Raw genomic sequence first — 26,746 nt, 5'->3', positions numbered from 1 at the left:
AGGCATAATGCATCAAAAATGAGAGTGAAATAAGGGGCGCGAGTGGAACAGGATCTGGCGCGCATCGAGCAGTTTCTTGATGCCCTGTGGCTGGAACGAAATCTGGCGGAAAACACGCTAAGTGCGTATCGTCGCGATCTGACCATGCTTGTTGAATGGCTACATCACCGCGGCGCCTCGCTTGCGACCGCGCAGAGTGATGACCTGCAAGCATTGCTGGCTGAGCGGATGGATGGGGGATATAAAGCCACCAGTTCCGCACGCTTGCTCAGTGCAATGCGGCGTTTTTTTCAGCATCTGTACCGTGAAAAATATCGCGAAGATGACCCCAGCGCCTCGCTTGCATCACCTAAACTTCCGCAGCGTCTGCCCAAAGATCTCAGCGAAGCACAGGTCGAACGACTTCTGCAGGCGCCGCTGATAGAACAACCGCTGGAACTTCGCGACAAAGCCATGCTGGAAGTATTGTATGCCACAGGCCTGCGCGTGTCTGAACTGGTGGGGCTGACGATGAGTGACGTCAGCCTGCGTCAGGGCGTGGTTCGGGTGATCGGTAAAGGTAATAAAGAGCGCCTTGTCCCGTTAGGTGAGGAGGCGGTGTACTGGCTGGAAACGTACCTGGAGCATGGGCGTCCGTGGTTGCTCAACGGTGTATCAATAGATGTGCTGTTTCCCAGCCAGCGGGCGCAACAGATGACTCGTCAAACCTTCTGGCATCGTATCAAACACTATGCTGTGTTGGCTGGAATCGACAGCGAAAAGCTGTCCCCGCACGTCCTGCGGCATGCGTTTGCCACGCATCTGCTCAACCATGGCGCTGATCTGCGCGTGGTGCAGATGCTACTGGGGCATAGCGACCTCTCGACAACGCAGATTTATACTCATGTCGCAACGGAGCGCTTGCGGCAACTACATCAACAGCATCACCCGCGAGCGTGAGTGCTGACAGGAAAGGATAGGTTATGAAAAAACGTTTTATGATGTTCACCCTGCTGGCGACGGCGTTTTCCGGCATGGTACATGCAGACGATGCGGCGATTCGCCAGTCATTAGCGAAGCTGGGGGTTCAGAGTACCGAGATTCAGTCTGCTCCGGTTGCGGGCATGAAAACTGTACTGACCAATAGCGGCGTGTTGTACGTTACCGAAGACGGTAAACATATTATTCAGGGACCGATGTATGACGTGAGCGGTGCAAGCCCGGTAAACGTCACCAATCAACTGCTGATGAAGCATTTGAACGCGCTGGAAAACGAGATGATCGTCTACAAAGCGCCGCAGGAAAAACACGTCATTACCGTTTTCACCGACATCACCTGTGGCTACTGCCACAAGCTGCATGAAGAGATGAAAGACTACAATGCGTTAGGGATTACCGTACGCTATCTGGCCTTCCCTCGTCAGGGACTGGAAAGCCAGGCCGAGCAGGATATGAAATCTATCTGGTGTGCGAAGGACAAAAACAAAGCCTTTGACGACGCCATGGCTGGCAAAGATGTGAAGCCTGCGACCTGTAATGTGGACATCGCTAACCACTACGCGCTGGGCGTACAGTTTGGCGTCAGCGGTACGCCGGCGATTGTGCTGAGCAATGGCTATGTAGTGCCTGGCTATCAGGGCCCGAAAGAGATGAAAGAATTCCTCGACGCACATGCAAAACAAACCAGCGGTAAATAATTCGCGTGAAACAACAGATACAACTTCGTCGGCGTGAAGCCGACGAGACCGCCGAGCTACCTGCCGACTTGCCGCCATTGCTGCGCCGTTTATACGCCAGCCGTGGCGTGCGCAGCGCGCAGGAGCTTGAGCGTAGTGTGAAAGGCATGCTGCCGTGGCAGCATTTGAACGGTGTCGAAAAAGCGGTTGAAATCCTCTATAACGCTTTTCGCGAAGGAACCCGAATCATCGTGGTCGGCGATTTTGACGCCGATGGCGCGACCAGCACCGCGCTCAGCATTCTGGCGATGCGCGCATTGGGCTGCAGTAACGTGGACTACCTGGTGCCTAATCGTTTTGAAGACGGTTATGGCTTAAGCCCGGAAGTCGTTGATCAGGCCCATGCCCGGGGCGCTCAGTTGATTGTCACCGTCGACAACGGCATCTCGTCCCACGCGGGTGTTGAACATGCCAGAACGCTGGAGATCCCGGTCGTTGTGACCGATCACCATCTGCCTGGGGACACGCTGCCGGGCGCTGAAGCGATCATCAATCCTAACCTGCACGATTGTGAATTCCCGTCTAAATCGCTGGCTGGCGTTGGCGTGGCCTTCTATCTGATGCTGGCGCTGCGCACCTTCCTGCGTGACAAAGGCTGGTTTGATGAACGAGGAATTGCGCCGCCGAACCTGGCGGATTTGCTCGATCTGGTTGCGCTTGGCACGGTGGCCGACGTGGTTCCGTTGGATGCCAATAACCGCATTCTGACGTGGCAAGGCTTAAGCCGTATTCGTGCCGGAAAGTGCCGCCCTGGTATAAAAGCGCTGCTGGAGATTTCCAATCGCGACCCACTCAAATTGGCTGCCAGTGATTTAGGTTTTGCCCTCGGGCCACGGCTGAATGCAGCGGGGCGTCTGGACGATATGTCCGTTGGCGTGGCGCTGTTGCTGTGCGACAACATTGGTGAAGCACGCGTGCTGGCCAATGAGCTGGACGCACTCAACCAGACGCGTAAAGAGATCGAGCAGGGTATGCAGGCGGAAGCGCTGACTCTGTGTGAAAAGCTGGAGCGCAGTAGCGATACGCTACCGGGCGGTCTGGCGATGTACCATCCCGAGTGGCATCAAGGAGTGGTGGGGATTCTGGCATCGCGTATTAAAGAGCGCTTTCACCGTCCGGTAATTGCGTTTGCTCCGGCCGGTGACGGTACGCTGAAAGGCTCCGGGCGCTCGATTCAGGGGCTGCACATGCGCGATGCGCTGGAGCGCCTGGACACTCTTCATCCAGGTATGATCCTCAAGTTTGGCGGTCACGCTATGGCGGCGGGGTTGTCGCTGCAAGAGGCGCAGTTTGAGCGTTTCCAGCAGCGTTTCGGCGAACTGGTAACCGAGTGGCTGGACCCTGCCTTACTGCAAGGCGAAGTGGTGTCAGACGGTGCTCTGAGCGCGGCGGAGATGACCATGGAGGTCGCGCAAATGCTGCGTGATGCCGGACCGTGGGGACAAATGTTCCCGGAACCGCTGTTTGACGGGCATTTCCGTCTGCTTCAGCAGCGTCTGGTCGGTGAGCGTCATCTGAAGGTGATGGTGGAGCCCGTCGGTGGTGGACCGTTGCTGGACGGTATTGCGTTTAACGTTGATACCACCTGCTGGCCGGATAACGGTGTTCGCGAAGTTCAGCTTGCCTACAAACTGGATATCAATGAGTTTCGCGGCAACCGCAGCCTGCAGATTATAATCGATAATATCTGGCCACTTTAGCGTCACTTTACACAAAATCATTCAAGCTGCATCGAGGCGGCAAGTGGATGAGTCTCCATGAGCGTACGAGTAGTACGTGACCGGGGAGAAATCGCGCAGCCAACAAAGAGGCAGCTTGAAGGATGATGTGTATATTCGCTATAAAAAAGGGTGTGGATTAGTTACAATCCCGCTCTTATAACCGCATTTTGACTAGTCCAATAAAAGAAATCAGACAATGTTTGAAATTAATCCGGTAAATAACCGCATTCAGGACCTCACGGAGCGCTCTAACGTTCTTAGGGGGTATCTTTGACTATGATGCCAAGAAAGAGCGTCTGGAAGAAGTAAACGCCGAGCTGGAACAGCCGGACGTATGGAACGAACCCGAACGCGCGCAGGCGCTGGGTAAAGAGCGTTCCTCCCTTGAGGCCATCGTTGATACGCTTGATCAGATGAGCCAGGGCCTGGAAGATGTCTCCGGCCTGCTGGAACTGGCTGTAGAAGCCGACGACGAAGAAACCTTTAACGAAGCCGTAGCAGAACTTGATACGCTGGAAGATAAGCTGGCCCAGCTGGAATTCCGTCGTATGTTCTCCGGTGAATATGATAGCGCAGATTGCTATCTCGATATTCAGGCTGGCTCAGGCGGTACGGAAGCACAGGACTGGGCAAGCATGCTGATGCGTATGTACCTGCGTTGGGCTGAAGCGCGCGGCTTTAAGACTGAAATTATTGAAGAATCTGAAGGTGAAGTGGCGGGTATTAAATCCGTGACCATCAGAATTGCTGGCGAATATGCTTACGGTTGGTTGCGTACCGAAACCGGTGTACATCGCCTGGTGCGTAAAAGCCCATTCGACTCCGGCGGTCGTCGCCATACGTCGTTCAGCTCTGCGTTTGTCTACCCGGAAGTTGACGATGATATTGATATCGATATCAACCCGGCGGACCTGCGTATTGACGTTTACCGCGCTTCTGGTGCGGGCGGTCAGCACGTTAACCGTACCGAATCTGCGGTGCGTATCACCCACATCCCGACCGGGATTGTGACGCAGTGTCAGAACGACCGTTCCCAGCACAAGAACAAAGACCAGGCCATGAAGCAGATGAAAGCGAAGCTTTATGAACTGGAAATGCAGAAGAAGAATGCCGAGAAACAGGCGATGGAAGATACTAAATCAGATATCGGCTGGGGTAGCCAGATTCGTTCTTATGTCCTTGATGACTCCCGCATCAAAGATCTGCGTACCGGGGTTGAAACCCGCAACACGCAGGCGGTGCTGGATGGCAGCCTGGATCAATTTATCGAAGCAAGTTTGAAAGCAGGGTTATGAGGAACCAACATGTCTGAACAACACGTACAGGGCGCTGACGCGGTAGCCGACCTTAACAATGAACTGAAAACGCGCCGTGAGAAGCTGGCGAGCCTGCGCGAGCAGGGGATCCCCTTCCCGAACGATTTCCGTCGCGATCATACCTCAGACCAACTGCATGCTGACTTCGACGCGAAAGAAAACGAAGAGCTGGAAGCGCTGAACATTGAGGTATCCGTTGCTGGCCGCATGATGACCCGCCGTATTATGGGTAAAGCATCATTCGTTACGCTGCAGGATGTTGGCGGCCGTATTCAGCTGTACGTTGCTCGCGACGATCTGCCGGAAGGCGTCTACAACGAGCAGTTCAAAAAATGGGATCTGGGCGATATCCTCGGCGCGAAAGGTAAGTTGTTCAAGACCAAGACCGGTGAGCTGTCTATCCACTGCACCGAGCTGCGTCTGCTGACGAAAGCGTTGCGTCCATTGCCGGATAAATTCCACGGTCTGCAGGATCAGGAAGCGCGCTATCGTCAACGCTACCTGGACCTCATCTCTAACGATGAATCCCGTAATACCTTTAAAGTGCGTTCACAGATTATGGCTGGTATCCGTCAGTTCATGGTTGGTCGTGGCTTTATGGAAGTAGAAACCCCGATGATGCAGGTGATCCCTGGCGGGGCGGCAGCGCGTCCGTTTATCACCCATCATAACGCGCTGGATCTGGACATGTACCTGCGTATCGCGCCGGAACTGTACCTCAAGCGCCTGGTGGTTGGCGGCTTCGAACGCGTATTCGAAATTAACCGTAACTTCCGTAACGAAGGCATCTCTGTTCGCCATAATCCAGAGTTCACCATGATGGAACTCTACATGGCTTATGCGGACTACAAAGATCTGATCGAACTGACCGAATCGCTGTTCCGTACGCTGGCGCAGAACGTTCTGGGAACGACTGAAGTGCCTTACGGCGAAGAAGTCTTTGACTTTGGTAAGCCGTTCGAAAAACTGACGATGCGCGAAGCGATTCAGAAATACCGTCCGGAAACCAACATGGCCGATCTGGATAACTTCGATTCTGCAAAAGCAATTGCGGAATCTATCGGCATCAAAGTTGAGAAGAGCTGGGGTCTGGGCCGTATCGTGACCGAAATCTTTGAAGAAGTTGCAGAAGCGCACCTGATTCAACCGACCTTCATTACCGAGTACCCGGCAGAAGTTTCTCCGCTGGCGCGTCGTAATGATGAAAATCCGGAAATCACCGATCGCTTCGAATTCTTCATTGGCGGACGTGAAATCGGTAACGGCTTCAGCGAGCTGAACGATGCAGAAGATCAGGCGCAGCGTTTCCAGGATCAGGTTAACGCCAAAGATGCAGGTGACGACGAAGCGATGTTCTACGACGAAGACTATGTTACCGCTCTGGAACACGGTCTGCCGCCGACTGCGGGCCTGGGCATTGGTATCGACCGTATGGTTATGCTGTTCACAAACAGCCATACTATCCGCGACGTAATCCTGTTCCCGGCAATGCGCCCGGTTAAGTAAGATGTGAAATGCCGGATGGCGGCTGATGCCTTATCAGGCCTACGATGCGTTATGTAGGCCTGATGGGCGTAGACCCGTCAGGCAATCAATTCCCGTTGGCAAACTTGCGCAGTAACTCTCGTGCCTTAACGTCTGAAACCTGCATTACCATCCACGGGCTAAAAGCCCACGGCGTCGCGTCAATCCCGCTCAATACATCCTCAAGATTACTCCACTGGGAATCCATCACTTCATCTGGGTTTAGCTGTAGCTCACTGACGATATGTGCGGCATAAACCGGGCATACTTCGTTTTCCACTATTCCACTCGGATCCGTGGCGCAATAACGAAAATCAGTATACACGGGGCTGAGCAAGTCGATGTCTGCACCCAGCTCGAAGCAAGCCCGGCGGTTAATAGCGGCTTCGGTGGTTTCACCCAACTGCGGGTGACCGCAGACAGAGTTGGTCCAGACGCCTGGCCAGGCTTTTTTGTGCAGCGAACGGCGGGTGACCAGCAGTTGACCCTGCTCGTTAAATATCCAGCATGAGAAAGCAGAGTGCAGGGGGGTTGTGGCGGTATGCGCCGCATATTTTTCCAGTGTTCCACAGGGCTGGCCCTGCTCATTCAATAAAATGACATGTTCCTGTCGCATAGCGTCCACCATCAATCTTAAGCATTCACATTATATGCTGTATTAAGTCAGAATGATTAACAGAGGGTGTGAAATGCCAGAGTCGACGCTTCGTTGCGCGATATGATTTGGCATCCGGTTTCTGGCTGCTATGATAAAGCGTCTGAAAATGTTGCGAGGTATTGTTTTGAGTGCAGGACGCCTGAAGAAAAATGGCCTGAGTATCGCGATGCTGCTGTGTGTCGGTCTGCTGTTAGCAGGCTGTTCCGGGAGCAAGTCGTCTGATACAGGAAGTTATTCCGGCTCCGTGTATACCGTGAAGCGGGGAGATACGCTATACCGTATTTCGCGCGCCACCGGGACCAGCGTAAAAGAGCTTGCACGCCTGAATAATATTTCACCGCCCTATACCATTGAAGTGGGGCAAAAGCTGAAGGTCAGCGGCGGCGCGAAAACCAGTTCAGGCTCTGGCAAAACAACGACGAAATCCTCAACCAAAACGGCGGCGGTCAGACCATCTTCGTCCGTACCGCAGTCCTCCTGGCCACCGGTAGGACAGCGCTGCTGGCAGTGGCCTGCCAGCGGTAAAGTGATTCTGCCTTATTCAACCGCGGACGGCGGCAATAAAGGCATTGATATCTCAGCTGCGCGCGGTACGCCGATTTATGCCGCCGGAGCCGGGAAGGTGGTTTATGTCGGTAATCAGCTACGGGGTTACGGTAATCTCATTATGATTAAGCACAGTGAGGACTACATCACTGCGTATGCGCATAATGACACCATGTTGGTGAACAACGGTCAAAACGTGAAAGCCGGGCAGAAAATCGCGACGATGGGCAGCTCGGATGCGACCACGGTGCGGCTGCATTTCCAGATCCGCTATCGGGCGACGGCTATCGATCCGCTTCGTTATTTGCCACCAAAGGGCAGTAAGCCAAAATGCTGACGGTGAATTAATCGCCAGTCAGTCAGTTAGTCCCTTGCCAAGAAGAGCGTAAGGTTTATAATCCCTTACGCACTCCAATGCGGGCGTAGTTCAATGGTAGAACGAGAGCTTCCCAAGCTCTATACGAGGGTTCGATTCCCTTCGCCCGCTCCACGACTTACTTCTCACAGACTCTCCTGATTCAATTATTCTTCGTAATCTCAATGTGTTTCTTTGTTTAACGGTCATACGGACTCAATGCACGACTATGCAGGCTAAAGCGATTGTGGGAGACGATAGGCTCCCCTGGCGGGAGATACCTCAGATACCTCATATGAAACTAACTATCCACAGGGGCCAAAGAGAAATCTTTGACGCTCTCGGATAGTAGAGCTTTGTATATGCTGGTTAATCCTTTCAATTCGCGATACTGGTGTCTTAAATATCACATTTCCCCCGTGGTACAAAAAATCAACTATCAATCAATTGAATTTATTTAAGAAATTTTAAGGAGTATGTTTGATTGTCTGTCTGAAAATATATCAACGCTAATATAGGTCACGTAGTTAATTGTTAGATTATAATTCAATAGTTATCTTTTTTGAACACGATATAAGATTGGTCATTCTTCATAAATAAGTAATGTATTCTTTTTGTAGGTCAATTTTCTCTAATCGGTAGTAACAGGTTTTAAATGGTTTAGACTTGGTAGGATCTTACCTGGATAAACATGGTGGACATCTATTTTGTTAAAAATATCTTCAGTAGTTTTATCATTAGTAATAATTTCTTAAGGTGACTAGTTTTGTTCTCATTATCCGGTCACGAAATTATGTAGATACACAAAAATATACGAGTTAGTTTAGTACTTTGTACCATTTTGAATGCTTGCTATGCCGGGGAGCTCGTTAGCCTTGTGTATATTCTGTCATTGTTGTTGAAAAATATAGCAAATATAGTTAGATAGACTTCAGTTGTACTGATTAAAATCTCACACGGTATAGCTACGAATTTAAAGGTAGATATATGGGTGACAATTCAGTCAGGCTACCTTTAACCACAGTATGTATGCTGGTAATTTGTAAGAAAATGTTTCATTGTGTTTTGAGAATTTTCTCATTTTGAATAAAAGATGAAAGTGCGGTTTCACAGGTGGTGCTAATAATACAACCAATAATCGTATTGAAATGCCGGTATCCATTAGTAATTCAAATCTAAGAATGAGTGATTGATAGCTTTTAGCTATGAATGGCGAGGGGTTGATATCACATCCTTGTTGTGTAAAAGTTCATCTCATGTATTTAGCAATATTAATAAAATCAATTACTCGATTGTTAGGTATTTTTTAGAGGGTCGGTGTGCTTAAAAGTACACACTTACCTTTCCATGGATGAAATAGAGTTTTTTGAGGTTATGGAGGCTTCATGAAGTATCAACATTTCTGGCCACCTAATGATATTTACTTTGGGGGTGGTGTCGCTAGTGTTATTGATGAAATGTCACTGATTACAAACGAAAGAAATTATTTATTCGTGAATCTTAATCAATATAGCTTACGTAGCACCTTGGTTTTTTTCTCACGGAATAAAAATATCAATAAAATCATAATCATCATTTCCAGCTCACGGTTGATGCCTTTGGCTCTTTTTTGGCTGGATAATATCAAAAATGTTATTGCTGTTTTCGATACCTCAACATCTGTGTCGGAGATGATTAAGAAAATAAGCCTGTATCGACGAAATGGTGACAAGATAACGGCAGGGCGAAGGGAATGTAACTTTAAGATTAGCAACAAAGATATCATGAAGATGAAGTACTTCTTAACCGAAAGCGGTATGGAGGAGCTTCAGGATAGATTTATGAACTCGCCGTCAACATTGTATCGTTGGAGAAAAGAGATTGCCCTTAAATTTGGCGTGCGAGACCCTCGATATCTTCTATTGCCAGAATAAAATGCTATGCGTTTTCTCATTAAGAATTACAATTAAAGATCCGATCTTTAATTGTTGTTTTAGAACGGATACTGCATACGACTTCCATTTAACTAAAATTAGGAAATATAAAATTTCTAGCCTTGCTTAGACTAGAAACTGTCGTGATTTCGATAAGAATAGATACGCTGGCTAAGAACGTCAGGGGCGGTAGCGTTCCAGAAAACATCTGGGATTTATTTAAAGTTAATAATTATTAAATAAGGGACTTATCAGTAATGATCAGCAAAGATGATGTAAAAATTGCCATTATTGGACTCGGGTATGTTGGCTTACCATTGGCTGCTGAATTTGGGAAAATTCGTCAGGTGGTTGGTTTTGATGTTAATCATAAACGTATACTCGAGCTAAAAGAAGGGATCGATGTCAATCTCGAAACCACAGAAGAAGAGCTACGTGATGCTCGCCATCTGACGTTTACCTCATCAATTGATGAAATCAGAGAATGCAATTTTTACATCATTACCGTCCCGACGCCGATCAACGATTATAAGCAACCAGATCTCACCCCTTTGATTATGGCAAGTGAAACTGTTGGCAAAGTACTGAGGCCGGGGGATATCGTGGTGTATGAATCTACGGTATATCCAGGGTGTACTGAAGAAGAATGCGTGCCGATCCTTGAGCGTATGTCAGCGATGACATTTAACAAAGACTTCTTTGTCGGATATAGCCCAGAGCGCATCAATCCCGGCGATAAAAAATATCGTCTGACAACTATCAAGAAAATTACCTCAGGTTCAACTGCAGAAACGGCCTGTCTGGTTGATGAGATCTATCGACAGATCATCACGGCAGGAACGTACAAAACGGAAAGCATTAAGATCGCGGAAGCGGCAAAGGTGATTGAAAATACCCAACGCGATCTCAATATCGCGCTGGTAAATGAATTGGCGATTATCTTTAACCGATTAGAGATTGACACTGAAGCCGTGCTGCGAGCAGCGGGAAGTAAATGGAACTTCCTGCCATTCCGTCCGGGACTGGTTGGTGGTCACTGCATTGGCGTCGATCCCTATTATCTGACTCATAAATCTCAGGGCATCGGTTACTATCCGGAAATTATCCTCGCGGGTCGTCGACTGAACGATAATATGGGTAACTATGTTTCGGGACAGTTGATCAAAGCCATGATCAAAAAAGGAATTAATGTTGAGGGTTCTAACGTTCTGATTCTGGGGTTCACCTTTAAAGAAAACTGCCCGGATATCAGGAATACCCGCATTATCGATGTTGTAAAAGAGTTGGGCAATTACAGCTGTAATGTTGATATTTTTGACCCTTGGGTGGATGCTGAGGAAGTCGAAGAGGAATATGGGATTATACCTGTATCGGAAATCAAGGCTGCTTCTTATGATGCCATTATTGTTGCCGTTGGCCATGAGCAGTTTAAGAAGATGGGGAGTACTGATATTCGTGGCTTTGGAAAAGATAAACATGTGCTTTATGATTTGAAGTATATCCTTTCGCCTGAGCAGTCAGATGTGAGGTTATAATCATGACAGCCTATGATGAATTAAGAATACAACTCGTTCTTGAACCAAAACGTTGGCTTATTACTGGCGTAGCAGGTTTTATCGGCTCTGGATTATTAGAAGAACTACTCTATTTAAATCAAACAGTAATTGGGTTGGATAACTTTTCAACTGGCTATCAACATAATTTAGAGGATGTGCGTGCCGCTGTCAGCGAAGATCAATGGTCGCGGTTTACCTTTGTTCATGGGGATATCCGGTCGTTTGCCGATTGTCAGGCTGTTTGTGAGAATGTCGATTACGTTTTACATCAGGCCGCTCTGGGAAGCGTACCACGTTCCTTGCAGGATCCTATCACGACAAATAGCGCTAACATTGATGGTTTTTTAAATATGTTGACGGCGGCGAGAGATGCACATGTATCTGGTTTCACCTATGCCGCAAGCAGTAGTACTTATGGTGACCATCCCGATTTACCTAAAATTGAGGAACGGATCGGCCGGCCATTAAGCCCGTATGCGGTTACAAAATACGTCAATGAATTGTACGCCGAGGTGTTTGCTCGCAGCTATGATTTTAACACTATTGGCCTGCGCTACTTTAATGTATTTGGCCGCCGCCAAAACCCTAACGGAGCATACTCTGCAGTCATTCCTCGCTGGATACTATCGCTTCTTAAAGATGAACCAATTTATATCAATGGCGATGGTTCAACAAGCCGGGATTTTTGCTATATAGAAAATGTGATTCAGGCCAATTTATTATCAGCAACGACTAATGATTTAGCCTCAAAAAATAAAGTCTATAATGTGGCTGTTGGAGACAGAACTTCGCTAAATGAGCTTTATTATCTCATCCGCGATGGGTTGAATTTATGGCGGGACGAACAAATTAGTGCTGAACCAATTTATAAAGATTTTCGTGACGGTGACGTTAAGCATAGTCAGGCAGATATTACCAGAATAAAAACATTTCTTTCATATGAGCCTGAGTTTGATATCAAAGAAGGACTTAAGCAGACTCTAAAATGGTATATCGATAAAAAGACTGCTTTGTATTCCTGAGTAAAACTACTCACTTTCCTTTCACGTGGATGAATTTAATGAAATCGTCAGGGATGTTTACGCTTACAGCCATTGGTAGTTGCCGTATTGTGAGTCCGGTAAAACGAGCTCAGCCTTATTTTAATTTCAAGGCTAATTTTAAAAGGATATATGGTTTTACGCATACGAGCAGCGAGGCATTACAGCAGGTTCGTTTTATTTTAGGCTTGATAGATATTCCTGAAAAGGTCCGGCCTTTTATTTTTAGACCTGCCGTAAATTATTCAAACACCGACGTTCATAGTCGTTCTGATTTCTATATCGTTGAGATTTCAAGTCAGAAGAAGATTATGGCCTATGGGTTCTGCTTACAAATAAATTATTTAACTCGTCATTTCTATGAGTTTTTTAGCCAAACAGAGCGGGCGCGTGTGTACTGGTCGCTGGCCACGCAAGGAAATCAACACAAACTGCTGGCCTATCTCAAAGACGATCCCTGTTTTGCCGGAATGTCGGAAGACGATCGTGCCTTATTAAGCAATATCAATGTTGAGCAGATGGATGAGCATGCTATCGAACAGGACATGATGGAAATCGTTCAGCTGCTTGGTCGCGATCGCGTTATGTTTATGACCCATGTTGATGCCGTGACTCGTGCTGGAACCGTCATTCAGTCCCGCAGTCGATTGATTAAAAATGTCGAGACCATCGCCACCAGGATGGATATTCCCTGCGTTAATCCGACAAATTTGATGGAAAAGTGGGGACAGAAAAGAGCCCTGGAAAAAAATGGCGACGATCTTACTCATTATACCGACATGTTTGGTGACGCGATCGTTGCGGCTATTTTTAAGGGAGTGATCAATAAGACTAATCATCATCTTGATGAGGGGCGACAAGAGAAACAGGACCAAATACGTGAGATTACCCTATCGATCACTAAGCTGCTTGCCGATGGCGACATTATTACTGCATCACAGCAACTTTTTGCCACATTAAGAAATCAGCAGCAAGAGCCTGTTCTAATCCAACTTCGGTCCGTAATCTTCAGCCGTTTAGGTTATTATGAACAGGCTTATCAGGATATTAGTGATGTTGAGAAAATTATCGGTACGACAGACAGTACATTACGTTGTCGGCTGAGGTCTCTACATGGATTAGCGCGTTGGCGGGAAGCCTTATCGACGGCCGAGATGATGCTTTCCAATGAAATTGAAGATGAAGAAGTCCTTACCGTTGCCGCCGGCTCAGCCGATGCTTTACATCTGTTTGATAAGTCATATCAATACTGGAAACGTGTACTGTTATTAAATCCTGAAACCCAAAGCGGATGGGTTAATTTCCTGAGCAGCACGCAATATTTCAATGATGGCAACGCATTCTCCGAAGCTTTCCATGCCGGCATTCAATCGCAGCGCCTAAATGATGCGTTTATGGAAACAGCGTTATCTTTGGCAATCAAATTCAGTGATGAATTGATTTTCATGCATGCGCTCGAGCAGCTACTCCGCCATGAGTCAGAATTTGCGCTGACGGTATTGTCGACGATTCATGATACCGGTCTCGTTATCCGCACAGCTTTCTGTATCAAGAATATGAGCTATCATCAGGCGCTTAGCACCTCGTATAAAGATAAACTCCACGACGTTTTTGAGGCATGGAACAATACTGCGCTGTCGCTACATTCGGTTGATGATTTTGTCTCACTGAGTACTTCGCTGGTCTACAGCTACTCTGCATTTATGGTTTATCCCCATGCACGTATTTCTCGTTTTAATAATGAAGTTAAAATGGCATGGCGCGAGAAATTAAGAGAAATGTATGAGCGTGAGGATTATGAAAATATCCTGGCAGGGGCGAAAATAGTGTGGCCGCTTCTGGAGTTCGATCCCGTTAGCACCGTATATTGTGCAAGAACGCTGGTGAATCTTGGTGCCTGGAAAGACGCGTGCACGTTGGCCCATATGACCTTGATTCGTAATTCGAATATTACCAGCCTGCAGTCGATTATGTTACGCAGTATACGTCATATTAACGACATTCCGTTCCTCATTGATTTGATTGCTAACGTCATGAGCATTTCTCCATCATTCCAGAATGCCTCGATGAACGAGTTGTTTGAGAAAGAGTGTCGCAATGTTGCAACCAGAGCCCTTAAATATGTACGCCAGAAGAAAACTGAAGGGCGTCTGGATGAAGCATTGTCTGTATTGATTAGCCTGAAACGAATTGATCCTGATGTTTCTCGCCTGATGCGTGAATATAAGCAAATTATCAGATTATTTAATGAGTCACTGAAGGATGGCGGTAGCACTATCGCGTCTTATGAACATCTAGATTATGCGAAAAAATTACTCGTTTTTGATAGCGAAAATGCCTATGCCTTGAAATATGCCGCATTAAACGCAATGCATTTACGCGACTACACCCAGGCTTTGCAGTATTGGCAGCGACTGGAGAAAGTGAATGGACCAACGGAGCCGGTGACAAGGCAGATCTCGACCTGCATAACCGCATTACAAAAAAATACATCAGGGAAGTCGTAATGATTACGCAGGAAGAAAATTTAGCTGCGCTAGGGAAAACGCTTTTAACATTGAAAAAAGAGAAGAAGCTTGCGCAAGCTGTTGCGTTAATTGACAGTCAATTACCGGCTGAGGCTTTAACTTCATTAGCGATGCTAAAAAAAGCAGAATTTCTTCATGATTTCAATGAAACGGCCGTGCATACGCGCTCTACGAAACGCTGATTGCACAAAACAATGATGAAGCTCGTTATGAGTATGCGCGTCGTTTATATAATACGGGGCTAGCCAAAGATGCGCAGCTAATTCTTAAAAAGGTTAGCACCGGCGTGCAGAAAAAATATAACAATTATTTAGGCAAAATAAATAAGATCTGCGATTTGCTTGAACGCCTTGAAGGGGAAGCGATCCCTGTGGGAACCAACACCCGTATTATTGCAATGAAGCATGCCATCTTGTTCTATCGAAATCGTCAGCCGCGGCAGCTTCCCGTCGGATCTTTTGGTCGCCTTGCGCTCTGTACAGGCTCGCTAGGTAGCGGCGGTGCAGAGCGTCAGATTTCCAGGCTGGCTATTGAGATCGCCAGAAAATATCGGCAACAGGGGAAAATTGGCGGCCTGAAAGTAGAAGAGCCGGTAGAGCTCATTATTCGCTCCCTGGCACCGGAACTCAGGCAAGACTTTTTCCTGAAAGAAGTGCTGGAAGAACAGGTCGAGGTGCTTGAAATCGCGAAGATTACCGGAAACTTCTTTGACGATGCGACAATAGAATCTCCGGAGTTGCGCTTATTGCTCTCTCATCTGCCGCCGGTGTGTAACTACGGTATCAAGCATCTGGTCCCCCACTTATGCGAGCGCAAGCTGGATTATCTCTCCGTTTGGCAGGATGGCGCTTGTCTGATGATTGCGCTTGCAGCGCTGATTGCTGGCGTGCCCAGAATTCAGCTGGGATTACGTGGCTTACCGCCGGTGGTGAGAAAGCGTCTGTTCAAGCCGGAATATGAGCCTCTCTACCAGGCGCTGGCGGTCGTGCCTGGCGTTGATTTTATGAGTAACAACCATTGTGTGACCCGCCATTATGCCGACTGGCTAAAGTTGGAGGCGAAGCACTTCCAGGTTGTATATAACGGCGTCTTACCGCCATCTACCGAACCCTCTTCTGAGGTGCCACATAAAATCTGGCAGCAGTTTACGCAAAAAACACAGGATGCGGACACGACTATTGGTGGCGTTTTCCGCTTTGTAGGCGATAAGAACCCTTTTGCATGGATTGATTTTGCAGCACGCTATTTACAGCACCACCCCGCCACACGCTTTGTGCTGGTAGGCGATGGTGATTTGCGCGCTGAAGCGCAGAAACGCGCCGAACAGTTGGGGATTCTGGAGAGAATACTATTCGTTGGCGTCTCGCGTGACGTGGGGTATTGGCTGCAAAAAATGGACGTATTCATTTTGTTTTCGCGTTATGAAGGGCTACCCAATGTGCTCATTGAAGCACAAATGGTCGGGGTGCCGGTGATTTCAACCCCTGCAGGTGGATCGGCAGAATGCTTTATTGAGGGTGTTTCGGGTTTCATTCTTGATGATGCACAGACGGTCAATCTTGACCAGGCTTGCCGCTATGCAGAACAGTTGGTCAATTTATGGCGCAGCAGAACCGGTATTTGCCAACAGACGCAGTCATTTTTACAAGAACGCTTCACCGTGGAACATATGGTGGGAACGTTTGTACAAACCATTGCCTCTCAGCCTCGTTAATTAATGGGCAGCATTTTTTCAGCTATTTCATTTATAAAATAAGTTATGAAAAAAATTATTATATTATTAACGACGTTTTTTCTGCTTTCGGGATGCACTATTCCCAGGGCGGTATTTAAATCCAGCCTGATTAATCAGGACGATCCTCATTATCATCTGGTCGAAGTCACGCCGACATTAAAACTGAGTGATGCCGATACTGTGCCGAAAACTATTGTCGATCCGGTCTTTGCCGAAAATAACTGGCACTGGACATCTTTGGCTAAAGGCGATGTGCTGCATATCACTATTTTATCCTCGGGCGGGGCGGGGTATTTATCCAATAACGTGAGCGGCGACCGGGCGGATTTTGAAAATATTCTTGTGACTGACGGTAATATCGTTCAGGTGCCTTATGCCGGGATCATTCCGGTTACCGGGCTGGATGTGACACAACTGGCTGAAGAGATCAGAAAGCGACTTTCGCGCGTTGTCCTGAATCCTCAGGTGCTGGTGACGCTTACCGCCCGCACCGGAGCCATGGTGACGGTCGAGGGCAGCGGGAAAACGGGTCGCTACCCTCTCGAACAGAGTATGAATCGTCTTAGTCATTTTTTGGCAACGGCGGCGGCAGTAGAAAATACCAGCGCAGATATGATGGAAGTTCACGTGACGCGCCAGCAGCATTATTTCAACGCGCGACTGTCAGATATTTATCAGTATCCCGGGTTGGATATTGTCTTACAGCCGGATGACCGTATCACTCTGCGTCAAGTGACCGAGTATGTTAATGTGCTCGGCGCGGCGGGTGTTCAGGGAAAACATGCTCTGGTTCAGCGTCATTCCAGCGTAGTGGATGCTTTGGCGCTGGCGAAAGGATTAAACGACAATCTTGCCGATCCGCAGGCGGTTTTTCTGTACAAGCATGACGAAGCGGAGCAAGCGAAACAGCAGATGCGTAAGCTGAATATCTATCATGTCGATATGAGCCAACCTGACTCGGTGTTTTTAGCACAGGCCATGCGGGTGGAAGACGGCGATGTTATCTATATCTCGAACGCCTCCTTGACTGATTTCGCTAAGGTGAAAGCCGCATTCGATAGCTTTTTGATCCGCGGCTCTAATTCTTTCTAACGCGCCATATGAATATTTTGAAAAATAATACTTATTATTTTATGAAACTCATTACCGTCTGTGAGTTAATCATTTTGTTAATGTCACGCGATATCAAAACACGCTATAACGGTAATTTGCTAAACTATATGATGGTGCTGGCCGTACCATTGGTATGGATAACCATTACCGTTATTTCTTTTCAATATTTAAATCGCACCGTGCCAATATTCACTGACGATATCAGCTTTGTTATTGCAGGTATATTACCGTATCTGTTATTTCGTTATACCATTACCGCAACCATGCGCACCCGTTCATTCTTTACATCGTTGGCGGTTGTCTCGCAGGTTAAGAAAAGACATGTGATTTTTGCTCTTGCCGCAGTCGAATTTGTTAATGCGGTTATCATTTATATTATTGTTTCATTAATTAACTTTCTTATCTTCTCCCGTTGGGAAGCCCAGAAACCGATCCTGATTTTTGAAGGGATGGTTATCGCATGGCTTCTGGGATTATCGTTTGGTTACTTTTGTGACGCACTGTCTGAACGGTTTCCGCTGGTCTACAAAGCCGTTCCTGTAGTGCTAAGACCGATGTTTTTGATTTCAGCTGTCTTTTATACGGCGAATGAATTGCCCTATTCATTATTAAGCATATTCAGCTGGAACCCTCTACTTCATGCTAATGAGATAGTCAGAGAAGGAATGTTTGAGGGGTATAACTCCTTGTACCTTGAGCCTCTTTACCCTCTGGCATTTTCCGCAACGTTATTCCTCGCGGGCATCATTTTTCACCTGATTTGTGACACTGAAAATCACTGACTTTAGCTTCAGGAGAGACGCGTTCGTGTTCGGTTTATTAGGTTGTACACGCTATTTTGAGTCTGATAAGGGCCCGCGGGTGGTCCTTGATAAAACAGATTTTGTCATGGATTACCATGAGCATATCGGTATTCTGGCGGCCCCTGGTTCAGGCAAAACGACGCTAACCCGATTGCTGTGCGGTATAGATGCTCCTGATGAAGGGGATTTTATTGGGCTACGGGGTGATGCGCTCCCACTGGGGGCAAATGCTTTTGTTCTGCCGGGGTTAACCGGCGAAGAGAATGCGCGCATGATGGCCAGTCTTTATGGCCTGGATGGCGATGAATTTTCACATTTCTGCTATCAATTGACCCAGCTTGAACAGCGCTATACCGACAGGGTGAGTGAATATTCTGTCACGATGAAAGCGCATCTGGCATTTGCCATTAATTTACTGCTTCCCTGCCGCCTTTATATTGCCGATGACAAGCTGTACACCGGGGATAATGCTACACAGTTGCGTATGCAGGCGGCGCTAGCTTATGAGCTGCAACAGAAAGGGTTGATTGTGCTAACGCGCAACCCTCGGCTTATTAAAGAACACTGTCATGCGTTTGGCGTACTGCTGCATGGAAAAATTACGATGTGTGAAGATTTAGCACAGGCATCTGCGCTTTTTGAACAATATCAGTCAAATCAGGCGACGATTCAAACTGATGATTATTCCTTTGATATATAATTAGAAAATATACGGATAGAGTGTGGAAAATTCAGAACGTATTAAAAAATGGAAAGAGGAAAGGGCGAAGGTAGCAGAAGAAAGCCGAGCCTCGCGACTACAACAAAAAGAGAATGAACGCTCCCTTCGCCAGACGGAAAAAACGGCCGATGCGAAAAGTCATCATCGCCCAGACGCCGGGTGGTCCGCGACGGATGCTGATTCCGTCCGTAGAGCGTCATTGGTTATTAAAGAGCGACGTGTTCAGCAAGCCAAACAATCGCTACGTCGGCTCTTTCTTTATATTGCTTTGCCGCTGCTGGTTATTATGCTTATGTCGTGGCTATTAACTTCGCGTTTTTATAGCGCGGATGCCACCTTTATTGTGCAAACTGATGCCAGCCAGGATAATTTTTCTGGAACAGCTTTCTTTGGTGCAGGCAATGAGATGTCGGAAGGCTTTCAGGTTCGCGAGTTTATACTTTCGAAAGAAATGATGGAGCGGATGGAAAAAGAGCTCGGTTTTTTATCTTATTTCGCGCAAGACGATATCGCATTATTTTCCCGCTACCACGCGCCGCTGGGTATTAATGATGATCCTTATCGTTACTATTTATCGAAAGTCTCGGTTGCTGTCGATATTCAACAGGGCATGCTGCGTTTAAACGTCAAGGCGCGGAGTGCGAAACAGGCTGAGTTTTTTGCCCAGCGCATTCTGGCTTTTGCTGAACAGCACGTTAATACCGTTTCAGCGCGGATGCAGCAGGAACGGATTTTATGGCTGGAAAACGATGTTAAATCGGCCCAGGAAAATCTGGGGGCCGCTCGGCTTGAATTGCTAAAAATACAGCATATACAGAAAGATATTGAACCGCAGGAAACCGTGACCGCGATTTATCAATTAATTGCTGGCTTTGAAACGCAGTTGGCGGAGGCGAAAGCGGAATACGCGCAATTAATGGCTAATGGTTTGGATCAGAACCCCCTTATTCCTCGCCTGTCGGCCAAAATCAAGGTCCTGGAAAAGCAGATCGGCGAACAACGTAACCGCCTGTCAAATAAGTTAGGGTCGCAAGGTTCTTCAGAAAGTCTGTCCCTGTTTGAAGATCTTCGCCTGCAGAGTGAGATCGCCAAAACACGCTGGGAATCTGCCTTGCAGACCTTACAGCAAGGGAAGCTTCAAGCGCTACGTGAGAGACGGTATTTGCTGATCATTTCTCAACCGATGGTGGTGTCTGACACCACTCGCTATGCCGATGGAACAAAGTGGTTACTGTTCTTCGTGTTGCTGGGCATCGCGTACCTGGTGACTTCTCTCCTGATAACCATCAGGCGGATGCGTGAATAAGGCGGAGTAAGGAAATACGATGAACTTGCACTCTACATGTAAAAAAATATCGCCAACCACCCTGCTCAAACAAGAGGATTGGGAGGGGCTATGTCACTATTTCGGTCAGCATCCCGAAAAAGTACGAGATAGTGCTGGAAATGAGCAAAACATTCTTCTCTTCGCTATCGCGTGTTTGCGTAAAGATGAAACAGATGCCGCGCTGACTTTGTTGTCAGACCGTGTGCTGACGGCAAAGAATAGCCGTGATTTATTGCGACGCTGGGTTATTTCGCCGCTGGCATCACATCATCGGGACGCTGTACTACAGGTGGTTAACAAACTGCTGGCGGTGAATGTGTGCCAGCCGGAGGATGTCCTGCTGGTCGCAAGCGTGCTGCTTAAGAGTAAACAATATGCGACTGTTGCTGACTTAGCCGAGCGGGCATGGCTAGCTTTTTCGGGCAATAGCAAAATTTTTGCCCTCCATCTGCGCAGCCTGACGCTGGTGGATAAAGAGTTACAGGCAATTTCGTTGGCCAGAACACAGGCGCAGGAAGCTCCCCCGCGGGGAGATATGATTGAGACCTGCCTCCGTTTCTTAAATAAAAGCCGCCTACCAGAAGATCATGACCTGGCCCGCGCATTGCTCCCTTTCTTCGTGTTAGAAAGCCAGGAGTCGGCGGGGCTGGCGGTTGATACGCTGTGCGCTGTCGGTAAATATCAGGAAGCCATTCAGACTGGGGAGTCTGCATTAGCCCGTGGGTTGGATGGTGCGGCGCTGCGTCGTAGCCTGGGGCTTGCCTACTATCAATCCGACCGCAGCCGGGAAGCGAAGCTTCAAGCCGCTGAGCATTGGCGTCATGCCCTGGATTTTAACCCTGATAATTTACGGATCGTGACCCTGTATGCCGATGCCTTAATCAGAACGGGTCAGAATGAGAAAGCCATTCCGTTACTGCAGCAGTCGCTCGCGACTCATCCTGATCTTCCTTATGTCAGAGCCATGTATGCCCGAGCACTGCGCCAGGTTGGGCAATACGCTGCTGCCAGCGATGAGTTTGTACAACTGGCAAGGGAAAAAGGGGCGACCAGTAAATGGAACCGTTATGCCGCGGCGGCGTTGTTACAGGCGGGGAAAACAAGCGAAGCGGAAAGCGTCTTTGAGCACTATATTCAGGCCAGAGCAAGCCATCTGCCTCAGTCATTCGAAGAGGGGCTGCTGGCGCTTGATGGGCAAATATCTGCCGTTAATCTACCGCCTGAGCGCCTTGACTGGGCATGGGAAGTTGCCGGCAGACAGTCCGGTATCGAGCGCGATGAATGGGAACGCCGGGCGAAGTGGGGGTATCTTGCCGATAATTATCTCCTCGACTGGCTTGAATGCCGTGGAGAGCAGGCCGACGAACCGATGTATCGGTTGGCCGATATATCGCATGTCGAGCAGTTTTTCCAACGGCTGCAGCTCGATAAGCGTGGTTGCATTGTTGTATCGGCTCATATGGGCGCAATGTATGCCGGGCCGATGATCCTCTCCTTGCTGGAAATGAACAGTAAATGGGTGGCTTCCACGCCTGGCGTGCTCAAAGGGGGCTACGGTGAGCGGTTGATTTCGGTTAGTGACAAAAGCGAAGCGGACGTGGTCAGAGCCTGCATACAGACCTTGCATAGTGGGCAGTCGCTTGTTGTGGCGATCGACGGCGCGCTGAATTTGAGCGCGCCGACTATCGACTTTTTCGGCCAGCAGATTACCTACTCCACCTTTTGCTCTCGACTTGCCTGGAAAATGCACTTACCCACCGTATTTGGTGTTCCGGTGTGGCGAGACGGGTGCATCCATTTTGTTTTGGAGAAAATGGTCGATCCGCAGAGGTTCGAAAGCCAGTCTTCTTTTATTGAGCGCTGGAAAGACAATTACCTGAAATGTGTAACCCAAATCCTGAATAGCGGGCCTGAAAATCTGAGACTGTCGGGGGGGATTTGGCGAAATATCACGCGCAGGGATGAAACATCTTCGGGCTGAAAAGACGTTTGCCCCGTGATGCCTTTGGCGCACCAGGCGGGGCCGCCCGCTAAGTAAAACTGAGTTATTCGATTTAGAAAGCATCCGTTCATTAACGTTCGGGTGCTTTTTTCGTTCTAACGAGCTGAAAAACGGAGAATTATATAATAGCTACGTTATACCTGATTGTGGTTCTGTTTGTCTGAGGGTTACCAGAAGACAGTATCCTGAAGTCATCCCTTAGCGATGTTAAATAGCGGCATCGAAATCCGCTGGTAGCGTACTGTTACCTGTGCCCAGGCTGCGTTGCATTAATACCGTATCAAGCCAGAGCCCATGCTTGAATCCAATGTTCGTCAGCGTACCTATTTTCGTAAATCCGGCCTGCTGATGGACTTTCAGCGATCCCTGATTATTGCTGTCGCCGACGATAGCGATCAACTGCCGATAACCCTGCGTTTCAGCCCACTCAATTACATGGCGTAGCAACGCTTTTCCCACCCCCTGACGCTGTGCCGTCGGGTCAATATAAATCGAATCTTCGAGGGTATAGCGATAGGCATAACGCTCGCGGTAACGGGTGAGATAGCAATACCCGATGACCTTATCTTCTTGCAATGCGACAACCCATGGCAGTCCCAGACTGCGGATTTTTTCCAGACGACCCTGCATCTCGCGGGTATCCGGCGGGTCAGTTTCAAAGCTGCCGGTACCGTGAATAACATGATGGGCGTAGATATCGCGTATGGCGGGGATGTGTTTTTTTTCAGCGTTAACGATTTTCATTGACCAGCTCCCATTGGCATCTTTGTCCAAATTACCTCAAAGGCTGGAGGGAAGGTAAGTGCAAAAAATTATGCGTCTATACCCGTCATTCTTTAAGCTGCATGTACCTTGGCTACGCTAGCTCGCCTCAGTCACATAGTTCGCGATGCTCCTGGGGATTTACTCACTTGCCAGCTTCATGTCACTCGAATTATTTAGGGTATATAAATTATTTTCAATGTAAATAAGCTTTCAAATTGTAAGGGTAAAGTGAGTGGGGTTGATACTGTCAATAATACGCAAGGTTGGTAAATACATTAGCGAGTTGAGCAATGCACAATTCTTCGCGCACGTATTATGGCGGATACCAAAATACCAATTTTGGTAGATTGCAATGATAGGCTCAGGAAGTTGTTTGATTCTATTGAGTTTTTACTGTTTTTTTTACTGTACTTAGTTCTGCTTATGACTGTACCTTTAATTTCATTTTATCGACCCTGTTCGAAACTTAAAATTAGGTTATATTATTTACATTGTTATCTTTGTTGTTATCAGGGGCATTATTATCAGAACTTTCTCTATCCGCACACAATAGTTACCATGCAAACAGTTGCGCGGTGTAGCTATGCCAACCAGCAATAGTTATCATCGTCACAAGGTTTCGTCATGCAAACTTAATCTAAATCCAGAATTCAATCCCAAGAGTATTAGGATTATTTAGTCTAAAATACTTTTTTGTCTAAGAGTTTTCGTATCGCATAGCCACGAACTACGCTGAGTGATAAAATTTTCGAGTTTACGCCTGCTTTCCCACGATTAGAGGGCGAGGCGCGGGTAGTCAATAAGACGAAAGAGTTAATTGCTTCATAACCCTATTGCAAAATAAGCGGCAGTACATCTTACATGGTCGGGTATCGTTAGTAACCGACTGTAATATATTGAAAACGCTTATTTTTACTCTGATGTAAGTTATAAGGGCTGATATGTTAAGTATGCGTCGACATGCCAACTTCATTAAACGTTTTAAGTCTTTAAGCTGTTTATTTACGGCAAGCGTTCTTTTCCCTATGCAAATCTCTGCAGCGACATCAGATTATGACGCTTTGGTTATTGAAGCGCGGGGTGGTAATAGTGCACCGTTATTGCGTTATCTAGAGGATCAGGGAAAGCAAAGCGCGCTAACGCCAAATCAGGTTGCCGACTGGCTGCAAGTTTCCAGTTGGGTTGATAACAACGATAAAGCCACTATTGAAATCTGGCAGCGCTATCGTGGGCAGATGGATGTGCCTGCACGCGGCAAAGTCGCCGCTGCACGTGCGTACCGTAACCAGAAAAACTGGAATGATTCATTGGCGGTATGGGAAAGCGTTTTACAGGAAGAGCCTGACAACGTTGACGTACGCACCGGCTGGATAATGACGTTGGCAGATGCTCGCTACAATCAGCAAGCCCTTACTGAAGCGAATAAATGGGCACAGGCACATCCGGGGGCTGACTCCGATGCGCTACTTGCCTACGTATATCATTCTCAGGGGAAAAACTGGGACGCGCTGTTGGTTGCCAGCCAGGCGGATGACGTTGATCCTGGCAACAAAAATGCAAAATCCACGCTGCTGTCTGCTCTGTCAGCAAACCGTGTTTCCGGGCCCGCCTTAAATATGGCGGAGGTAGTGCCTACGGCAGATCCTGTGAAGCGCCGCCTTGAGCTTGATGCGGCCGCCGAAATGGTACGTTCCTCCTATACGTCCGCACGTAATGAAGAAGAGCGGTTTATCGTGGCGGATAAAGCGCTGGCTCGTTATGACCAGTTGCTGGCTGCCTGGAAGGATGAGCCATCCGCGCAGAATGATGTCCGTCGGGCGAGAATTGACCGCATGGGCGCTTTGCTGGTTCGTAAGCGAACGTCTGAAGTGATTAAGGAATACGAATCGCTTTCTGCGAGCGGCGAAGTGCCAAACTACGCAAAACGCTGGGTAGCATCGGCATGGTTAAGCGAACGCCAGCCAGAAAAAACCGAAGCGATGCTGATGAGCATCTACTACCCGAATGGACCGATTCCCGTTACGCCGCTTGGTCCTGAGGATCAACAGGATCTGTTCTACGCGCATATCGATAATGAAAACTTTGATGCCGCTAAAAAACAGGCCGAAAACCTAATCAAAGAGAGTCCGTACCTGCGACGCATCTATGGTTCGCCAACGCCGCAGCCTAACGATAACTGGCTGCTCGGACAGTCGATGCTGACGCAATATTATATTGCTGCCAATGAACTACCTGAGGCTGAAAAGCTCGCAGAGCATCTGGCGCGAACAGGTTCAGGTAACCAGGGGCTGCGCATATCTTATGCCTCCGTTCTTGAAGCACGTGGCTTGCCGCATGCGGCGGAGAAAGAGCTGAAGCTGGCGGAAGTGATTGAGCCAAGTAACCTGGAACTGGAGCGTCAGCAGGCTTATGTTGCGTTGGATCTCCAGGAATGGAGGCAGGCCGATGAACTGACGGATGACGTCATCGCCCGTAGCCCGGATGATGAAGCGACGCTGCGCCTCGCGCGTATTCGTGATGTCCACAAAATGTCGGAAGTGCGCATTAGCGGCACACAAGGGATCTCGTCCGATAGCCCGGTCAGTGGTAAGAATGACTTCAACATCAATACTGCCATTTACAGTCCGCCAATTAACGACAACTGGCGCTTGTTTACTGGATTCAACTTTGCTACCGGCGAATTTGAGGAAGGTAAAGGCATCAGCCGCGATCTGGCTGCGGGGGCGGAATGGACTTCCCGCGACTACTGGGCAGAAATGGAAGTCTCTGGCCGAAATTATGGCGATGGTCAGAAAATTGGCGGTCGTCTTTCCGGCTGGCATGACTTCAATGACAACTGGCGCGTAGGCGGTTCGGCCGAGCGCTTGTCGCGTAATACGCCACTGCGCGCGCTGCGTAGCGGCGTGTATGCCAACGGCGGCGATATGTTTGTTCGCTGGTATCAAAACGAACGACGTGAATATCAACTGTCGTTTGCCGCATCACATTTCTCAGATGGTAACGATCGCATCGAATACGGACTCAGCGGAAAAGAGCGTATGTGGACGACGCCGCGCTTCACCCTGGACTTTACCCCGGGCATCGGCGGGAGCACCAACACCAAAGAGAATGTGCCGTATTACAACCCGAAGAGTGATTTTTCCGTGGTACCGGGTCTGAGCGCGGAGCAGGTTCTTTACCGCCATTATGACACCGTGTGGACGCAGCAAGGTCTGGCTGGCGTAGGTGGCTATTGGCAGCAAGGCCAGGACGCTGGTGCCATCGTTCAGGTGGGATACGGACAACGGCTCAAATGGAACAACGTCGTAGATGGCGGGGTGATGCTGATTTGGGATAAACGCCCCTACGACGGTAAACGTGAGCGGAATATCTCCCTCGCTTTCGATTTAAATGTCAGGTTTTAAGGAT

Annotated in this window: 18 protein-coding genes, 1 tRNA gene and 1 pseudogene; 18 read left to right on the top strand and 2 right to left on the bottom strand. The window is 48.2% G+C overall.

Features of this window, described 5'->3' with window-relative positions; genetic code table 11:
* The first annotated feature begins 42 nt into the window (after positions 1–42).
* From xerD to lysS, 5 genes are all read left to right on the top strand, one after another.
* The gene (gene xerD / locus B9P82_RS08705) at positions 43–939 is read left to right on the top strand and encodes a site-specific tyrosine recombinase XerD (RefSeq protein ID WP_016154346.1); all 897 of its coding nucleotides are present in this window, start codon (positions 43–45) and stop codon (positions 937–939) included.
* Between the two features lie 23 nt (positions 940–962).
* Positions 963–1,676, top strand: coding sequence for a bifunctional protein-disulfide isomerase/oxidoreductase DsbC (gene dsbC / locus B9P82_RS08700; protein WP_016154345.1), 714 nt, complete (start codon positions 963–965; stop codon positions 1,674–1,676).
* 5 nt (positions 1,677–1,681) lie between these two features.
* Entirely contained in the window at positions 1,682–3,415 is a 1,734-nt protein-coding gene (gene recJ / locus B9P82_RS08695; protein WP_101700201.1) for a single-stranded-DNA-specific exonuclease RecJ, read from the top strand.
* A 217-nt stretch (positions 3,416–3,632) separates the two neighbouring features.
* Positions 3,633–4,731 (top strand): peptide chain release factor 2 gene (gene prfB / locus B9P82_RS08690; protein WP_100250065.1). Its coding sequence is split into 2 segments (ribosomal slippage): positions 3,633–3,707 and positions 3,709–4,731, totalling 1,098 coding nucleotides; the frame shifts between segments, so codons are not numbered across the junction.
* A 9-nt stretch (positions 4,732–4,740) separates the two neighbouring features.
* Complete coding sequence (lysS, locus tag B9P82_RS08685; RefSeq protein WP_005123357.1) at positions 4,741–6,258, top strand: lysine--tRNA ligase; 1,518 nt, start codon at positions 4,741–4,743, stop codon at positions 6,256–6,258.
* 85 nt (positions 6,259–6,343) lie between these two features.
* Here lysS and idi read toward each other — a convergent pair whose 3' ends face one another.
* Positions 6,344–6,892 carry an isopentenyl-diphosphate Delta-isomerase gene (gene idi, locus B9P82_RS08680; protein WP_101700200.1) on the bottom strand — a complete coding sequence of 183 codons (549 nt, stop codon included), beginning with the start codon at positions 6,890–6,892 and terminating at the stop codon, positions 6,344–6,346.
* A gap of 166 nt (positions 6,893–7,058) precedes the next feature.
* On the opposite strand from idi, the gene actS reads away from it, so the two are divergent.
* From actS to vexE, 12 genes and pseudogenes are all read left to right on the top strand, one after another.
* A complete protein-coding gene (actS, locus tag B9P82_RS08675) occupies positions 7,059–7,817 on the top strand; it encodes an amidase activator ActS (RefSeq protein WP_046274955.1) in 759 nt (252 codons plus the stop codon).
* A gap of 79 nt (positions 7,818–7,896) precedes the next feature.
* A tRNA-Gly gene (locus tag B9P82_RS08670) sits at positions 7,897–7,970 on the top strand.
* 1,250 nt (positions 7,971–9,220) lie between these two features.
* The gene (locus tag B9P82_RS08665) at positions 9,221–9,748 is read left to right on the top strand and encodes a Vi polysaccharide biosynthesis protein TviA (RefSeq protein WP_046274927.1); all 528 of its coding nucleotides are present in this window, start codon (positions 9,221–9,223) and stop codon (positions 9,746–9,748) included.
* A gap of 257 nt (positions 9,749–10,005) precedes the next feature.
* Positions 10,006–11,283: a Vi polysaccharide biosynthesis UDP-N-acetylglucosamine C-6 dehydrogenase TviB gene (tviB, locus tag B9P82_RS08660; RefSeq protein ID WP_016157409.1), complete on the top strand. Its 1,278-nt coding sequence runs from the start codon at positions 10,006–10,008 to the stop codon at positions 11,281–11,283.
* Positions 11,284–11,285: 2 nt separating this feature from the next.
* Positions 11,286–12,326, top strand: coding sequence for a Vi polysaccharide biosynthesis UDP-N-acetylglucosaminuronic acid C-4 epimerase TviC (tviC, locus tag B9P82_RS08655; protein ID WP_101700199.1), 1,041 nt, complete (start codon positions 11,286–11,288; stop codon positions 12,324–12,326).
* 29 nt (positions 12,327–12,355) lie between these two features.
* The gene (gene tviD, locus B9P82_RS08650; protein WP_101700198.1) at positions 12,356–14,851 is read left to right on the top strand and encodes a Vi polysaccharide biosynthesis protein TviD; all 2,496 of its coding nucleotides are present in this window, start codon (positions 12,356–12,358) and stop codon (positions 14,849–14,851) included.
* Positions 14,851–16,586 (top strand): annotated as a pseudogene (gene tviE / locus B9P82_RS08645) (Vi polysaccharide biosynthesis glycosyltransferase TviE). Before tviD ends, tviE begins: the two are co-directional and overlap by 1 nt.
* 45 nt (positions 16,587–16,631) lie before the next feature.
* Positions 16,632–17,699 (top strand): Vi polysaccharide ABC transporter protein VexA, encoded by a 1,068-nt coding sequence (gene vexA / locus B9P82_RS08640; protein ID WP_101700197.1) that lies wholly within the window; start codon positions 16,632–16,634, stop codon positions 17,697–17,699.
* Between the two features lie 8 nt (positions 17,700–17,707).
* Positions 17,708–18,502 carry a Vi polysaccharide ABC transporter inner membrane protein VexB gene (gene vexB, locus B9P82_RS08635; protein ID WP_016154312.1) on the top strand — a complete coding sequence of 265 codons (795 nt, stop codon included), beginning with the start codon at positions 17,708–17,710 and terminating at the stop codon, positions 18,500–18,502.
* Positions 18,503–18,527: 25 nt separating this feature from the next.
* Entirely contained in the window at positions 18,528–19,223 is a 696-nt protein-coding gene (gene vexC, locus B9P82_RS08630; protein WP_016157403.1) for a Vi polysaccharide ABC transporter ATP-binding protein VexC, read from the top strand.
* Between the two features lie 22 nt (positions 19,224–19,245).
* Positions 19,246–20,550 carry a Vi polysaccharide ABC transporter inner membrane protein VexD gene (vexD, locus tag B9P82_RS08625; RefSeq protein ID WP_016154310.1) on the top strand — a complete coding sequence of 435 codons (1,305 nt, stop codon included), beginning with the start codon at positions 19,246–19,248 and terminating at the stop codon, positions 20,548–20,550.
* A gap of 19 nt (positions 20,551–20,569) precedes the next feature.
* Positions 20,570–22,552 carry a Vi polysaccharide transport protein VexE gene (gene vexE, locus B9P82_RS08620; protein ID WP_101700196.1) on the top strand — a complete coding sequence of 661 codons (1,983 nt, stop codon included), beginning with the start codon at positions 20,570–20,572 and terminating at the stop codon, positions 22,550–22,552.
* A 228-nt stretch (positions 22,553–22,780) separates the two neighbouring features.
* Here vexE and B9P82_RS08615 read toward each other — a convergent pair whose 3' ends face one another.
* Complete coding sequence (locus B9P82_RS08615; RefSeq protein WP_101700195.1) at positions 22,781–23,317, bottom strand: GNAT family N-acetyltransferase; 537 nt, start codon at positions 23,315–23,317, stop codon at positions 22,781–22,783.
* A 962-nt stretch (positions 23,318–24,279) separates the two neighbouring features.
* Between B9P82_RS08615 and pgaA the strand changes: the two genes are divergently transcribed.
* Entirely contained in the window at positions 24,280–26,742 is a 2,463-nt protein-coding gene (gene pgaA / locus B9P82_RS08610; RefSeq protein WP_016154307.1) for a poly-beta-1,6 N-acetyl-D-glucosamine export porin PgaA, read from the top strand.
* Positions 26,743–26,746: the final 4 nt, after the last annotated feature.

It is taken from the genome of Citrobacter sp. L55 (genome assembly GCF_002850715.1).
In the GTDB taxonomy this organism is placed as follows: Bacteria; Pseudomonadota; Gammaproteobacteria; order Enterobacterales; family Enterobacteriaceae; genus Citrobacter; species Citrobacter braakii.
Note: the sequence above shows the minus strand (reverse complement) of the source record. Positions and strands in the feature narration are given on the sequence as shown.

Bases quoted from the DNA above. Each gene is read 5' to 3' on its own strand.
- dsbC (WP_016154345.1), top strand. From the start codon at position 963: ATGAAAAAACGTTTTATGATGTTCACCCTGCTGGCGACGGCGTTTTCC.
- lysS (WP_005123357.1), top strand. From the start codon at position 4,741: ATGTCTGAACAACACGTACAGGGCGCTGACGCGGTAGCCGACCTTAAC.
- idi (WP_101700200.1), bottom strand. From the start codon at position 6,892: ATGCGACAGGAACATGTCATTTTATTGAATGAGCAGGGCCAGCCCTGT.
- B9P82_RS08665 (WP_046274927.1), top strand. From the start codon at position 9,221: ATGAAGTATCAACATTTCTGGCCACCTAATGATATTTACTTTGGGGGT.
- tviB (WP_016157409.1), top strand. From the start codon at position 10,006: ATGATCAGCAAAGATGATGTAAAAATTGCCATTATTGGACTCGGGTAT.
- tviC (WP_101700199.1), top strand. From the start codon at position 11,286: ATGACAGCCTATGATGAATTAAGAATACAACTCGTTCTTGAACCAAAA.
- tviD (WP_101700198.1), top strand. From the start codon at position 12,356: ATGAATTTAATGAAATCGTCAGGGATGTTTACGCTTACAGCCATTGGT.
- vexA (WP_101700197.1), top strand. From the start codon at position 16,632: ATGAAAAAAATTATTATATTATTAACGACGTTTTTTCTGCTTTCGGGA.
- vexB (WP_016154312.1), top strand. From the start codon at position 17,708: ATGAATATTTTGAAAAATAATACTTATTATTTTATGAAACTCATTACC.
- vexE (WP_101700196.1), top strand. From the start codon at position 20,570: ATGAACTTGCACTCTACATGTAAAAAAATATCGCCAACCACCCTGCTC.
- B9P82_RS08615 (WP_101700195.1), bottom strand. From the start codon at position 23,317: ATGAAAATCGTTAACGCTGAAAAAAAACACATCCCCGCCATACGCGAT.
- pgaA (WP_016154307.1), top strand. From the start codon at position 24,280: ATGTTAAGTATGCGTCGACATGCCAACTTCATTAAACGTTTTAAGTCT.